Origin of the sequence: Pseudomonas sp. PSKL.D1, assembly GCF_028898945.1 — a bacterium.
Lineage (GTDB): Bacteria > Pseudomonadota > Gammaproteobacteria > Pseudomonadales > Pseudomonadaceae > Aquipseudomonas.
The window spans coordinates 3,148,077-3,161,220 of record NZ_CP118607.1; the positions used below are offsets into that span (position 1 = coordinate 3,148,077).

Below are 13,144 nucleotides of genomic sequence, written 5' to 3' on the forward strand. Positions count from 1 at the left end.
GCGCAACCTTATGCACCACGAAACCAACATTTTCCTGTGGGTTGAGCAGCTAAATACTAATTTCGCGATGCCCCCGGCATCCCTAGTCTGGCTCCAGGCAACGGCGGTCCTCCAAACCGACCTGACAAAAACCGCCTGAACAAGGGCTCGGACATGACACTGAACAACATCGAAATCGACACCCTCGTGGTCGGCGCCGGCCAGGCCGGCGTGGCCATGAGCGAACACTTGAGCAAGCTCGGCGTACCGCATCTGGTGCTGGAGCGCAAGCGCATCGCCGAGGCCTGGCGCACCGGCCGCTGGGACTCGCTGGTGGCCAACGGCCCGGTCTGGCACGACCGCTTCCCGGGCCTGGAATTCAACCTCGACGCCGACGCCTTTGCCGGCAAGGACCAGGTTGCGGATTACTTCGAACAGTACGTACGTAAATACAACCTGCCAGTGCGCACCGGCATCGAAGTGAAAAAGGTGGTACGCAACGCAGACCGCCCGGGTTTCACCATCGAAACCAATGAAGGCGTGATTCGCGCCAACCGCGTGGTCGCCGCCACCGGCCCGTTCCAGCGCCCGGTCATCCCGGCCATTGCGCCCAAGGATGCCGGCCTGCACCAGATCCACTCCGCCGCCTACTTCAACCCCGAGCAATTGCCCGAAGGTGCTGTGCTGGTGGTGGGTGCCGGGTCTTCCGGCGTGCAGATCGCTGAAGAACTGATGCGCGCCGGGCGCCAGGTGTACCTGTCGGTCGGCGCCCACGACCGCCCGCCACGGGCCTACCGCAACCGCGACTTCTGCTGGTGGCTGGGCGTGCTGGGCGAATGGGACGCGGAAATCGCCAAGCCCGGCCGTGAACACGTGACCATTGCCGTGAGTGGCGCCCGTGGCGGCCACACCGTGGACTTCCGCGCCCTCGCCCACCAAGGCATGACCCTGGTCGGCCTGACCCAGTCGTTCGTAAACGGCGTGGCCCGCTTCCAGGACAACCTGGCCGAAAACATCCAGCGTGGCGATGAAAACTACCTGGCGCTGCTCGACGCCGCCGACGCCTACGTCGAGCGCAACGGCCTCGACCTGCCAGAAGAGCCCGAAGCCCGCAAACGCCTGCCAGACCCGGCCTGCATCACCCAGCCGCTGCAGCAGCTGGACCTGGCCCAGGCCGGCGTCACCAGCATCATCTGGGCCACCGGTTATGGCGTGGATTTCAGCTGGCTGCAGGTCGACACCTTCGACGCCAACGGCAAGCCCCAGCACCAGCGCGGCGTGGCCCGCGAGCCGGGTGTGTACTTCCTCGGCCTGCCGTGGCTGTCGCGCCGAGGCTCGTCGTTCATCTGGGGCGTGTGGCACGACGCCAAGCACGTGGCCGGCCACATCGCCACCCAACGCACCTACCTGGCTTACCGCGACCGCGAGCAGCGCGAAGCGGATGAGCAGCAACCTTCCCCGATCAGCAACGTCAGCACCCTCGGAGCCCACTGATGCCTACCCATACTCGCATCCGCATGTTCAACACCAAGGTAACCTACCCCAACCAGACCCTGGACAACGACCTGTGCCAGGCAGTGCGGGCCGGTAACACGATTTACGTACGTGGCCAGGTTGGCACCGACTTCGAAGGCCGCCTGGTGGGCCTGGGCGACCCGCGCGCGCAGGCCGAGCAGGCCATGAAGAACGTCAAGCAACTGCTGGAAGAAGCCGGCTCGGACCTGTCGCACATCGTCAAGACCACCACCTACATCACCGACCCACGCTTCCGTGAGCCGGTGTACAAGGAAGTGGGCAAATGGCTCAAGGGCGTGTTCCCGATTTCCACCGGGCTGGTGGTGGCGGGGTTGGCCCAGGCTGAGTGGTTGATGGAGATTGACGTGATTGCGGTGGTGCCGGATCTAGAGTGATGCCATCGGGGGCGCTTTGCGCCCCATCGCGACTGAAGCCGCTCCTACAGGCCTGCGCAGTACCTGTAGGAGCGGCTTTAGCCGCGAAGCTTTTTACATCCTCGCCAGTTCCTCTCGGCAAAACTCCACGAACAACTGCGCCGGCTTGGTCAACTGCACCCGTTTCAACCACGCCGCCGCCAGCCCCGACAAGGCCACCGGTTCGGCAATGTCCACGGTCACCAGCTTCTGCCCGTCGTAGGTGCATTCCGAATGCGGCCGGGTCACCAGCAGCGAAAACCCGAACCCCTGCCCCACCATCCCGCGCACCATCTCGATCGACGGCGAGCTGAACACGATGTTCGGCGTCAGGCCCAGTTCGTTGAACAGGCTGACGAAGTAGGTGCGGCTGGGCGCTACATCCAGCAGGATCATCGGCTCGGGGCACAGGTCGCGCAGCGACACTTGCGCCTGGCCAGCAAACCGGTGCTTCTCCGGCAACAGCACGTACGGCTTTTGCGGCGGCATCAAAGGTTCGGCCTCGATGGTGCCGTCCAGGTCGTGGTCGTAGAGAAACGCCAGGTCAAACGTACCCGCCGTCAGCCCCTGAATCAGGTCCTGCTGCTCGCCATCGCGCAGGCGGATGTCCACGCCCGGGTAGCGCAAGCGAAAACCGGCGATCAGGCGGGGCAAATACAACGGCGCCACGGTCTCGAAGCAACCGATGTCGATCTGCCCCGCCACGGTGTCGTTGTCGGCCAGGGCGTTCTGCTCGAACTCGTGGGCCATCTGCAGCAGCGACTTGGTCTTGGCATAGAAGCGCTTGCCGCTGGGGGTCAGCGACACGCCTTGGGCGTGGTGACGGATGAACAGCTGCACGCCAAAGCTTTCTTCCAGGCTTTTGATGGCGGTGGAGATCGACGGCTGGGCGATGTACAGCTGCCGCGAGGCTTCGGCAACACTGCCAGCCTCCACAGTGGTGACGAAATACTTGAGTTGACGCAAGGTGTAGGCAGCCACGGGCACCTCTGTGGCGCCGGCCTGCGGCGCCGTGGAAATTGTCCTGCCACTTTACCTTGGCGCCAGGAGGTGCGGGCGAATGGGTGATGAAGGATTTGCCTATGGCTTGAGGATAAATTACCTGCTGCCAGCGTTAGCGCCGATAAAATTGACCCCACGGGCACCTGCCAGCGCCTCGTTGACCAGCAAAGCAGCATCGGCCTGCCCTATGCCATAGTCGGCAAACTCCGTGCGTACCCCCAACCCCTGCAAGAAAGCCTGCAAACGCGCCTGAGCCGCCTGCAAGTCGTCACCGAACACTCGCCGCAGCACCCGATCACGCCCGGCATCCTTGCCCCAGGCCAGGCCCAGCACAAACGGCAGGCTGAACGAGCAGGCAATGCCATGGGGCACGCCGTGGCGCAACGTCATCGGGTAAGAAATCGAGTGTGCCAGCGCCGTGCGCGTGTTGGAAAACGCCAGCCCGGCCTTTAGCGCCGCCAAGGCCATGCGCTCACGTAGCGACAGGTTGCCGAGGTCGCTGTACAGCATTGGCAGGCAATCGAGAATCTCGGCAATGGCTGACTCGGCAAAGGTGTCCGAGATGGGGTTGGCGTTGTGGTTCCAGATCGCTTCAAGGGCATGGGACAGCGCATCCAGGCCGCTGGCCAGTGTCACCCCGGCGGGTGCACTGAGCATCAAGTGCGGGTCGACCAACGCCAGCGACGGCCAGGTGCAGTCCAGGTGCAGCGAGTATTTGCGCTGGTTAGCCGCATCCCACAGGGTCGCCCACGGCGTGACTTCACTGCCCGTGCCGGCGGTTGTGGGCACGGCGATCAGGCGCTTGCGGCGGGCCGGGGTGAATGGTTTGCCGCTGGCAAGCAGGGCCAGCAGTTCATCGAAGCGGCCACTGGCAGTACCGACCACCAGCGCCTTGGCCGTATCGATGGCACTGCCGCCACCCAACGCCAGCACCGTGTCGCAACCGCCTGGCGCGGCCCAGAACCGTTCGTGAACTGCTGCCAGCCAGGCGACATCCGGGTTGGGCTGCACATCCTCGATGATGCCGACCAGGCGCTCGCCGAGCATGGCCTGAACCCGCTCGACCAGCCCCAGGGCGCGTGCCTCGGGGAAGGTGACCAGCGCCACGCGCTGGCCAGTGGTAAGTTCTGCCAGGCGGTCGAAGCTACCGGAGCCAGCGTGGACGGCCACCGGGTTATGAAAGTGTGTAGGCATGATTAGTCCTTGGAAGGGGCCGCCGGCTCAGTGCCGGCCATTGTCCTGAATGGCCTTGCGCAAACGGCTCGAGACCAGGTCGGCCGCCACCACCATGAGGGTGATGACAATGATGCACGTGGCGGTTTCGGGGTACTTGAACAGCTTCAGGCTGCTGACCAGTTCAAAGCCCAGCCCGCCCGCGCCTACCATGCCCAGCACGGTGGCCGAGCGCAGGTTCACTTCGAAACGGTAGAGGATCACGGCAATCCACGCGGTAATCACCTGTGGCACCACACCGAACACAATGACTTGCAGCGGGCGCGCACCGGTCGCGCGCAGGGCTTCGATTGGGCCCTGGTCGATTTCCTCGATGCTCTCGGCGAAGAATTTGCCCAGCATGCCCACGCCATGCACCGCCAGCGCCAGCACGCCAGGGAATGGCCCAAGGCCGACCGCCGACACGAACACCAACGCCAGGATCAGCTCATTGATGCTGCGTGTGACGTTAAGCACCTGACGAGTGCCTTGATAGACCCAGCGGTTGCCGTGCAGGTTGCGGGCGGCCAGCAGCGCCAGCGGAATGGCGAAGACAATGCCCAGCAAGGTGCCCCAGATCGCGATCTGAACGGTTTCGAGCGCGGGCGCCAGCAGTTTGGGCAGGATGCTCAGGTCGGGTGGCAGCGAGCGGCTGACGAAGTCGCCAATCTGCGGCAAGCCACCGGCCAGCTCGCCCAGGCTCAGTTGCGCGCCTGTAGCGCTCCAGTGCAGCACCACGATAATTGCCAACAGCGTCACGGCCCCCACCGCCCAACCACGCAGGCTTTGCGGGGTGTTCACCATCCAGCGGTAATCTTGATTGCGCATGGTTCAGGCTCCCATCCGATTGGCGGCGCTCATTGGCAGCGGCGACGGGGCGCCCCCGGGCGCCGGGGCATCGAGCTGCGGGTAGATGCGCTGCAACGCGGCGTCATCCAACCCGGCGGCATCACCGTCGTAGACCAGCCGACCATGGGCCAGGCCGACAATACGGTCGCCAAACTCACGGGCAAAATCCACCTGGTGCAGGTTGCACACCACCGTGATGCCCAGCTCGCGGCTGGCGTCACGCAAATACTGCATCACCAAGCGGGCGGTTTTCGGGTCAAGGCTGGCCACCGGCTCGTCCGCCAATATCACCTGGGGTTGTTGAGCCAGGGCACGGGCAATGCCAACCCGCTGCATCTGCCCGCCCGACAACGCATCGGTGCGCGCATCGGCCTTGTGCGACAGCTCCACCCGGCGCAGGCACTGCAGGGCGAGTTCCACGTCGCTGCGCTGGAACAGTTGCAGGACCGATGCCAGCGTCGGCATGGCGCCCAGCCGGCCGGTGAGCACGTTCTTGAGCACCGACAGGCGTGGCACCACATTGTGGTGCTGGAAGATCATCGCCACCCGGCGCCGCAATGCCCGCTCGTCACGTGCCAGCATGGCGTCGATACCCGCCACCTGCAGATCGCCGCTGTCGGCGTGGGCCAGGCGGTTCATGCAGCGCAACAAGGTTGACTTGCCAGCACCGGACTGGCCCAGCACCACCACGAACTCGCCGGGTGCGATCGACAGGTCGATGCCACGCAGCACCGGGTTGTCAGCAAAGTGTTTGGTGAGTTGGCGTACGCGAATCATTTCATGCCTCCCAGGTCCAGATCGAGCACCTGGGCAGTTTCGCGCACCACATCGTAGGCCGCGTCATTGGTGGGCTGAAAGCCATTGAGCATGCCCTGGTCGGTCCAGGCCACGTTCTTTACCTGGGCCATGGCGGCGGCGAGCTTGTGCTTCAACGCCGGGTCCAGGTTCTTGCGAAAAGCCATGGGCGACTCCGGAATTTCGGCCGAACTCCAGACCACGCGCAGGTCGTCCTTGCCCACCTCGCCCGCAGCGATGGCCGATGCCAGGATGCGGTCAGCCACCGCGGCGCCGTCGACCTTGCCGTTGGCCACGGCAAGGATGCTGGCATCGTGCGAACCAGAGAAAATCACCCGTTTGAACAGCTGCTCGGGCTGATACCCGGCCTTTTCCACCCCTGCCTTGGGGAACAGGTGCCCCGACGCCGAACTGGGGTCCACGAAGGCAAAGGTATGGCCCTTGAAGTCAGCCAGCGACTGGATTGGGCTGTCGCTGCGCACCACGATCACACTGCGGTAGGCGCTTTTGCCGGTCTTTTGGGTTTCGGCCACGGCAAACGCCTCGGCACCCGCCACCTGGCTGGCCAGCACGTAGGAAAACGGCCCGAGGTAGGCCACGTCCAGCTTGCCGGCGCGCAAGGCCTCGATCACCCCGTTGTAGTCCGTGGCCACAAAAGGCTCCACCGGCATGCCCAAGTGCTGCTGCAACTGGTCGAGTACCTGCTTGCTGCCCTCGATCATGGCCTGGGAATCCTCCGACGGGATCAGGCCGATACGCACTGCGTCAGCAGCCTGCGCGCTGTGGCTGGCCAGCAGCGCCACGCTGGCGGCAAGCATCAGTTTTCTTATCAGGTTCATGGCATTTCCGGCATGTGGTTGGGGATGCGTCCTACCCTAGGCCGGTAATGTGAACGTCATGCCATCGATTCAATATGCGTTTACTGGCTAAAGCATTGAAAGGATCTATGGATGTCCAACAGCAAGCTGCGCGCCTTCCTCGCCGTGGCCCGGCATGGCAGTTTCAGTGCAGGCGCCCGTGCGCTGGGCCTGAGTCAACCGACCCTCACTACCCAGGTGCAAGCCCTGGAGCGCCAGCACAACCTTGAACTGTTCCACCGCCGCGGCCGGCGCATCGAGCTGACAACTGTTGGCCGCCAGTTACTGCCGCTCGCCCAGCAATTGCTGGCCCTTGAGGCCGAAGCCAGCGGCCTGCTGCGCGACGCTGGCACCTTAAGCCGAGGGCAATTGCAACTGGGCGCCGTGGGGCCGTTTCATGTGATCGAGATGGTCGATGCCTACCGCCGTGCCTACCCGCAGATCGACCTGTCCATCCGCATCGGAAACTCCGCCTCAGTGCTGGCAGACCTTGAAAACTACGTGATCGATGTGGGGGTGCTGGCCGGGCTGCATCCCGACCCCGCGTTCCATTCCGTGCTGTACGCCCGCCATCCGGTGATCCTGTTTGCCCACATCGACCACCCGCTGGCCAAACACCACAGCGTGCGCCTGGAGGCGCTGCAGGGCCAGGCCATGCTGCGCCGTGAGCAGGGCTCGACTACCCGGGCAGCCTTCGAGCGGGTGTTGCACGAGCGTGACGTCTCCCCACGCATGCTCATGGATATCGGCAGCCGCGAGGCGCTGCGTGAAGCGGTTGCGCGAGGTATTGGGCTGGGCGTGGTATCGGAGGCCGAATTCGTGCCAGGGCCACGGCTCAAGGCGATACGCATTGAGGGGGATCCGGTGTTTACCGAGACGTATGTGTATTGTTTGACCGAGCGGTTGGGGAGCCAGGTGATTGATAGTTTTCTGGGGATGGCGTGCTGAATCATGGGTGCTCCCCACCCTTGAAGAAACGGGCTTAGTCAGCGAAAAGGCAGAGTCCGAGGGCAACCAAGCACACAAGTCGAATTTTCCTACAGCATTTTGGGAAGCCCGAAGCTCCTCGGTGAATGCATTCCTCGTTAGGGTTTGGCACATGGTTTTCAACCCCGGCAAGGAGCTACCCATGAACTTCAGCAAACTGGTCGACATCCTCATCCGCGAGGAACTGCCCAACCCCGACTTCGGCTGCATGGCCTGCGAGCGTTCCGGCCTGCCCATCCTGCTGTTGCGCACCGCGGATACCTTGCAGCGCGGGGCGTTACGGGCCACCGAAGGCGTGATGATCAGTGCCGAGGCAGCGCGCACCCTGGCCAGTGACGGGATGCGCAGCTTGCGCGGGGCGGCGACCAATACCAACAGCGCGGGGTTGATGATGGCGCTGGGGATTCTCTGGTTTCATCAGGACGGGTTGCGCAGGAACTATGAGGCGCTGCAGCAAGGGGCGCAGGACAATCCCGAGGCCCTGGCGGCGATCTGGTCATCGTCGATTGGTTTGATCGGGGCCAGTGTTGAGACGACGGGTTTTGCAATCAAGCTGTTACAGCCAAAGCTGAAGTGGCCCGGCGTTGGAGTAACGGTGTCGTTGGGGGAAAGTCTGGTGCGGTTCGGGGCGGCAGTTGCCGCGACGGCGGGTTTTATGGATGCAGTGTTATTCAGATTCGCCGCCATGCGGACTGAAAAGCAAGGCGACACAATATCGAAAAGACTTTACAACGTAGGCGTGGGGTTATCGACCCTCTCTGCAATTGCAGCAATTTTTGCTGCAGCAACCGGATTCGCTTTAGCACCTATTGTTATCGCCGTTACGCTTAGCCTCGCCGCATACGGTCTTGCTTCTACTGCGAAAAAGACGGAATCATCCTTGACGGAGCTTTGGGCTCGACGAACCAAGTGGGGTTTACCGACTGAACATCGCCGCTGGCTTAACCCATCGGATCTGGATTCAGCCATTGGCGAGTTAAACGCTGCATCACTCGGAGTCAGCGCTGAGGCTTCGATCAATATTCAGTTCATGCAGGATTCAAGTACCCATAGCCCCGGGGCACTGGGCATTGCTCTTGGCGACCACACTGCCGTGCCGGCAGCATTCATGCTCGTCCTCAACATCACCGCCCCCCATTTCACGCGTGAAGACTCACGATACGAATGGCAACTGACCCTTTATCAAGGCGGCTCGTATGGAGGCCCTATCGTCATTGATGGCAGTAGCGACAGCCCTGAACAACTCACACTTACCGCCACGCGTATTTCTGACACTTTCTCCACATCACCAGCAGAAATAACACCACGAATCAATGTTCACCCCGAAAGCAAGACGCTTAATATCCAAGTGGCGCTACCCCTCACACACGACCATACGATTAATGCAATCGACCTTTCCTTCACCTATTGGCCAGACAGTCACGACCAATCGGGATATGCAAAAATCACCAATAAACACGACGAGATCAACAACATGAGAAGGGTGGTACTATGAGGCGACCTAAATTGACTCCGCCTTGCCCTGCCTGGAAGGAAGACCTCAATGCGCCTTGGGAAATAACTCAAACTCCCGGATTCCTTGGCAGAAAAACACCAAACAACCAGACCGACGCCTACTTGGAAATACCTAGGAAAACACTTGCCTACAGAGGACTTTTGTTGTTCATAAGCGTGATATCCGGCTTCTTATTACTTCCCATGCCGAAATCAATCTATGAAAGTTTTTTTATTCCTGATTACTCACACATACCGACAGGAACTTTTGCATTAGCCGTGGGCGTTTGGGGAGTGGCCGTCGCACTAAAGATGGGCACTTCCCCCCCACGCGACGAACCCATCCGCTTCAATCGCGCCCGCCAAAAAATCTACGCCTACAACTTTCACTACCGATGGTGGAACCCCTTCGAAAAATGGGAAGTGCGCCCCGTAAGCTACGACTGGTCCCAAGTCCGCGCGGAACGCTGGTCACGCGCCGGTGCAATGAACGGTGGCGCTTACTTCAGCTGGGGCGTAGTCCTCTCCATCGTTGAACCGGGTACCAACAACGTTATTGACCGCTTCCAACTCAGCACAATGGATGCCGACCCTGAGACGTGGGCCTACATCTGCACCTACATGCAGGAAGGCCCTTCAGCGCTGCCGCCACCAGGCCCACCCAAGGATCACAATGATGTCCTGTGGTGCGAATTTGCCTTGCGCCTGGCGCCGAAGGTGGGGTGGCCAGCTGAAATGGATCTGGAGTCCAGGACCGCTCCTTGATCAGTAGCCCGGCATAAGCTGTGGGTGGTGGTGTGAGATAACGGGCGCAGCGTACGAAAGCAGAGGCTGCGCCCGCTCAACAGTTGCCCCCACCTCAATCATGCCCCAACTCCCCCTGCACCCACTCCAGAAACCGCCGCACCCGTGGCAACTCCGCATGCCCGCGCGGAAACACCAGGTGATGGGCACTCACCGGGCTGGCCTGGTCCTCACCAAACACCGGTACCAACTGCCCTCGGGCCACATAGTCCTGGGACAGCAACGAACTCTCCAACGCAAACCCATACCCATGGCTGGCGGCCTCGAGGCTCATGTACGACCGGTCAAAACTCAAGGCGAACGGCGCCTGCGGCAATGACACCCCCTGCTGGGCAAACCACTGCGGCCACTGCACCAGCGCCGACTCCGACAGGATCAGGTTCTGCCCCAGCAAATCGCCCGCCCCCCGAATCGGCTGGCGTGCCAGCAGGCTGGGGGCCGCCAGCACCGTGGCGCGCTCGTGGCGGATGGTGCGCACTTCCAGGCTGGGCCAGTTGGGGTAGCCGTGGCGGATGTCCAGATCGATCTGGTGGCGGCCAAAGTGCAAGGCCTCGTAGGAGCAGGACAGGTTGATCTGGATGTCCGGGTGGCTGGCGCGGAACTGTTCCAGCCGCGGCAGCAGCCAGAGCAGGCCAAAGCTTGGCGCCGAGTGCAGGCGCAGGCAGTCAAAGCCCACGGCGCTGCCGGCACGTTCGGTGGCCACGGCCAGGCTCTGCAGAATGCCGGACACCTCACGCAGGTACTGCTCGCCCGCGGCCGTGAGGTTGACGCCCTTGGCCGTGCGCAAGAACAACGGCCGCCCAATCAATGCCTCCAGGTTGGCGATCTGGTGGCTCACCGCCGATGGCGTGAGGTTCAACTGTTCGGCGGCACGGGCCACGTTGCCAAAGCGTGCAGCCTGCTCAAAGGCCTGAATCGCTTTCAGCGGCGGTAACTGCAAGGGCTTCTTGCCCGGTTCGTGTTTCATGGTTTTCCTAGCCAGTGCTGAATTTTTTTCAGCATAGGCTGAAAGGCACTGCGTTGCCCAGTGCCCGCCCGAGTACCAAGCTGTGCCCATCGGTTCTGCCTGAACCCCTGCTCACAACAACAATCAATGGAGCACTGCCCATGCTACTCGAAGGCAAGATTGCAATCGTCACCGGCGCCGCCTCTGCCCGCGGAATCGGCCGCGCCACTGCCCAGGCCTTTGCCGCCCACGGCGCCAAGGTGGCCATCCTCGACCTCGACCGCGATGCCGCCGCCCAGGCCGCCGCCGACCTTGGCACTGGCCACCTGGGCCTGGCCGCCAACGTGGCAGATGAAGCCCAGGTGCGTGATGCCGTGGCACAGGTGCTGGCTCACTTTGGCCGCATCGATGTGCTGGTGAACAATGCCGGCATCACGCAGCCGGTAAAAACCCTGGAGATCACGGGCAAGGACTACGACCGCATCCTTGACGTCAACCTGCGCGGCACCTTGCTGATGTCCCAGGCGGTGATCCCAGGCATGCGTGCCCAGCGCTCGGGCAGCATCATCTGCATGTCGTCGGTGTCGGCCCAGCGCGGCGGCGGCATTTTCGGTGGCCCGCACTACAGCGCCGCCAAGGCTGGCGTGCTCGGCCTGGGCAAAGCCATGGCGCGTGAGCTGGGGCCGGACAATGTGCGCGTCAACGCCATCACCCCGGGGCTGATCCACACCGACATCACCGGCGGCCTCATGCAGGATGAGCGTCGCCATGCCATCATCGAGGGCATCCCCCTGGGCCGCCTGGGCGAGGCCCGCGATGTGGCCAATGCGGCGCTGTTCCTGGCCAGCGACTTGTCCAGCTACCTGACCGGCATCACGCTGGACGTCAACGGGGGCATGCTGATCCACTGACCGCTGCACCCCGATGTTTCGCATCTGAGCCCCGCCCCGGCGGGGCAATCGATAACAACAAGAGATCAGATCGACATGACCACCCTAGCCCTCGACGCGGCCACGGCCGCGCGCAGCAATGCCTATCGCAAGACGGCCTGGCGGCTGATGCCGTTTCTCATGTTGTGTTACCTGTGCGCCTACCTCGACCGGGTCAACGTCGGCTTCGCCAAACTGCAGATGATGGACGACCTGGCGCTGTCAGAAGCCGTGTATGGCCTGGGCGCCGGCATGTTTTTCATTGGCTACTTCCTGTGCGAGGTGCCGAGCAACATCATCTTGCACAAGGTAGGCGCGCGGCGCTGGATCGCCCGCATCATGATCACCTGGGGCATCATTTCGGCACTGTTCGCCTTTGTCGAAACGGCCTGGCAGTTCTATGTGCTGCGGTTTTTCCTCGGTGTGGCCGAAGCGGGGCTTGCGCCGGGCCTGCTGCTGTACCTGACGTACTGGTTCCCGTCCTACCGGCGGGCGAAGATGACCGCCTTGTGGTTCATCGCCATCCCGCTGTCGGGCATGGTCGGCGGGCCGTTGTCGGGCTGGATCATGGAGCGTTTTGCCGGGGTGCATGGCTGGGCCGGCTGGCAGTGGATGTTCGTGCTGGAAGCAGTGCCCACGGTGCTGGTCGGCATTTTGGTGCTCAGCTACCTCAAGGACGGCGTCGACCAGGCCCATTGGCTCAATGATGACGAAAAGGCGCTGGTGCGCAAGGAGCTGGCCGAAGACGAACAACACAAGGTGCAGCACGGTTCGGTGGCCGATTTCATCCGCGACCGGCGCCTGTGGCTGTTGGCGGGCATCTACTTCTGCGTGGTCATGGGCCAGTACGCGATCACCTTCTGGCTGCCGACCCTGGTGCGCAATGCCGGCGTCAGCGAGCCGTTGCACATCGGCCTGCTCACCAGCCTGCCCTACCTGTGTGCCATCGGCGCCATGCTGTTGGCCGGGCGCAGCGGCGACCGCCACCGCGAACGGCGCTGGCATCTGGCGGTGCCGATGCTGGCCGGCGCCCTGGGCTTGAGCCTGGCGGCGGTGTTCGCCAGCCACCTTAGCCTGTCGATTCTCAGCTTGTGCCTGGCGGCATCCGGCATTTTGTCGGCTTCGTCGCTGTTCTGGATGCTGCCCACCACGCTACTGGGTGGTGTTTCTGCGGCCGCCGGGATCGCAGCGGTAAACAGCTTCGCCAACCTGGCCGGGTTTTGCTCGCCCTTTCTCATCGGCTGGCTCACCAGCACCTTGGGCAACAACGCCATCGGCATGTACCTGATCACCGGCGTGCTGGTGTTTGGCGCAACCCTGGTGTTCCGCGTACCGGCCAGCCTGGTCAACCGTTAATTCCTC

General features: G+C 62.7%; 13 protein-coding genes. 7 read left to right on the plus strand and 6 right to left on the minus strand.

Annotated features, from left to right (window positions below):
* The first annotated feature begins 153 nt into the window (after positions 1 to 153).
* A complete protein-coding gene (locus PVV54_RS14020; RefSeq protein ID WP_274905824.1) occupies positions 154 to 1,473 on the plus strand; it encodes a flavin-containing monooxygenase in 1,320 nt (439 codons plus the stop codon).
* Entirely contained in the window at positions 1,473 to 1,889 is a 417-nt protein-coding gene (locus PVV54_RS14025) for a RidA family protein (protein ID WP_274905825.1), read from the plus strand. Before PVV54_RS14020 ends, PVV54_RS14025 begins: the two co-directional genes overlap by 1 nt.
* A gap of 93 nt (positions 1,890 to 1,982) precedes the next feature.
* Here PVV54_RS14025 and PVV54_RS14030 read toward each other — a convergent pair whose 3' ends face one another.
* The 5 genes from PVV54_RS14030 to phnD form a co-directional block, all read right to left on the minus strand.
* The gene (locus PVV54_RS14030) at positions 1,983 to 2,888 is read right to left on the minus strand and encodes a LysR family transcriptional regulator (protein ID WP_274905826.1); all 906 of its coding nucleotides are present in this window, start codon (positions 2,886 to 2,888) and stop codon (positions 1,983 to 1,985) included.
* 117 nt (positions 2,889 to 3,005) lie between these two features.
* Positions 3,006 to 4,103: an iron-containing alcohol dehydrogenase PsrA gene (gene psrA, locus PVV54_RS14035; protein WP_274905827.1), complete on the minus strand. Its 1,098-nt coding sequence runs from the start codon at positions 4,101 to 4,103 to the stop codon at positions 3,006 to 3,008.
* Between the two features lie 27 nt (positions 4,104 to 4,130).
* The gene (gene phnE / locus PVV54_RS14040) at positions 4,131 to 4,949 is read right to left on the minus strand and encodes a phosphonate ABC transporter, permease protein PhnE (RefSeq protein ID WP_274905828.1); all 819 of its coding nucleotides are present in this window, start codon (positions 4,947 to 4,949) and stop codon (positions 4,131 to 4,133) included.
* Positions 4,950 to 4,952: 3 nt separating this feature from the next.
* Positions 4,953 to 5,747: a phosphonate ABC transporter ATP-binding protein gene (phnC, locus tag PVV54_RS14045; RefSeq protein WP_274905829.1), complete on the minus strand. Its 795-nt coding sequence runs from the start codon at positions 5,745 to 5,747 to the stop codon at positions 4,953 to 4,955.
* Entirely contained in the window at positions 5,744 to 6,604 is an 861-nt protein-coding gene (gene phnD / locus PVV54_RS14050) for a phosphonate ABC transporter substrate-binding protein (protein WP_274905830.1), read from the minus strand. Before phnD ends, phnC begins: the two co-directional genes overlap by 4 nt.
* Positions 6,605 to 6,715: 111 nt before the next feature.
* Here phnD and PVV54_RS14055 point away from each other — a divergent pair, with 111 nt between their 5' ends.
* From PVV54_RS14055 to PVV54_RS14065, 3 genes are all read left to right on the plus strand, one after another.
* On the plus strand, positions 6,716 to 7,570 hold the full coding sequence (locus PVV54_RS14055) for a LysR substrate-binding domain-containing protein (RefSeq protein WP_274905831.1): 855 nt from the start codon (positions 6,716 to 6,718) through the stop codon (positions 7,568 to 7,570).
* A 181-nt stretch (positions 7,571 to 7,751) separates the two neighbouring features.
* Complete coding sequence (locus PVV54_RS14060) at positions 7,752 to 9,104, plus strand: hypothetical protein (RefSeq protein WP_274905832.1); 1,353 nt, start codon at positions 7,752 to 7,754, stop codon at positions 9,102 to 9,104.
* Between the two features lie 11 nt (positions 9,105 to 9,115).
* On the plus strand, positions 9,116 to 9,868 hold the full coding sequence (locus PVV54_RS14065) for a DUF6708 domain-containing protein (RefSeq protein WP_274905833.1): 753 nt from the start codon (positions 9,116 to 9,118) through the stop codon (positions 9,866 to 9,868).
* A 94-nt stretch (positions 9,869 to 9,962) separates the two neighbouring features.
* On the opposite strand, the gene PVV54_RS14070 is transcribed toward PVV54_RS14065, so the two are convergent.
* Positions 9,963 to 10,874, minus strand: coding sequence for a LysR substrate-binding domain-containing protein (locus PVV54_RS14070; protein ID WP_274905834.1), 912 nt, complete (start codon positions 10,872 to 10,874; stop codon positions 9,963 to 9,965).
* A 140-nt stretch (positions 10,875 to 11,014) separates the two neighbouring features.
* On the opposite strand from PVV54_RS14070, the gene PVV54_RS14075 reads away from it, so the two are divergent.
* Positions 11,015 to 11,764 (plus strand): SDR family NAD(P)-dependent oxidoreductase, encoded by a 750-nt coding sequence (locus PVV54_RS14075; protein ID WP_274905835.1) that lies wholly within the window; start codon positions 11,015 to 11,017, stop codon positions 11,762 to 11,764.
* 75 nt (positions 11,765 to 11,839) lie between these two features.
* Positions 11,840 to 13,138, plus strand: a complete 1,299-nt coding sequence (locus PVV54_RS14080) for an MFS transporter (RefSeq protein WP_274905836.1) — start codon at positions 11,840 to 11,842, stop codon at positions 13,136 to 13,138.
* Positions 13,139 to 13,144: the final 6 nt, after the last annotated feature.

Excerpts from the sequence above, each read along its gene's own strand:
- phnD (WP_274905830.1), bottom strand. The coding sequence starts at position 6,604 with ATGAACCTGATAAGAAAACTGATGCTTGCCGCCAGCGTGGCGCTGCTG.
- PVV54_RS14060 (WP_274905832.1), top strand. The coding sequence starts at position 7,752 with ATGAACTTCAGCAAACTGGTCGACATCCTCATCCGCGAGGAACTGCCC.
- PVV54_RS14075 (WP_274905835.1), top strand. The coding sequence starts at position 11,015 with ATGCTACTCGAAGGCAAGATTGCAATCGTCACCGGCGCCGCCTCTGCC.
- PVV54_RS14055 (WP_274905831.1), top strand. The coding sequence starts at position 6,716 with ATGTCCAACAGCAAGCTGCGCGCCTTCCTCGCCGTGGCCCGGCATGGC.
- phnE (WP_274905828.1), bottom strand. The coding sequence starts at position 4,949 with ATGCGCAATCAAGATTACCGCTGGATGGTGAACACCCCGCAAAGCCTG.
- PVV54_RS14025 (WP_274905825.1), top strand. The coding sequence starts at position 1,473 with ATGCCTACCCATACTCGCATCCGCATGTTCAACACCAAGGTAACCTAC.
- PVV54_RS14070 (WP_274905834.1), bottom strand. The coding sequence starts at position 10,874 with ATGAAACACGAACCGGGCAAGAAGCCCTTGCAGTTACCGCCGCTGAAA.
- PVV54_RS14080 (WP_274905836.1), top strand. The coding sequence starts at position 11,840 with ATGACCACCCTAGCCCTCGACGCGGCCACGGCCGCGCGCAGCAATGCC.
- PVV54_RS14020 (WP_274905824.1), top strand. The coding sequence starts at position 154 with ATGACACTGAACAACATCGAAATCGACACCCTCGTGGTCGGCGCCGGC.
- phnC (WP_274905829.1), bottom strand. The coding sequence starts at position 5,747 with ATGATTCGCGTACGCCAACTCACCAAACACTTTGCTGACAACCCGGTG.
- psrA (WP_274905827.1), bottom strand. The coding sequence starts at position 4,103 with ATGCCTACACACTTTCATAACCCGGTGGCCGTCCACGCTGGCTCCGGT.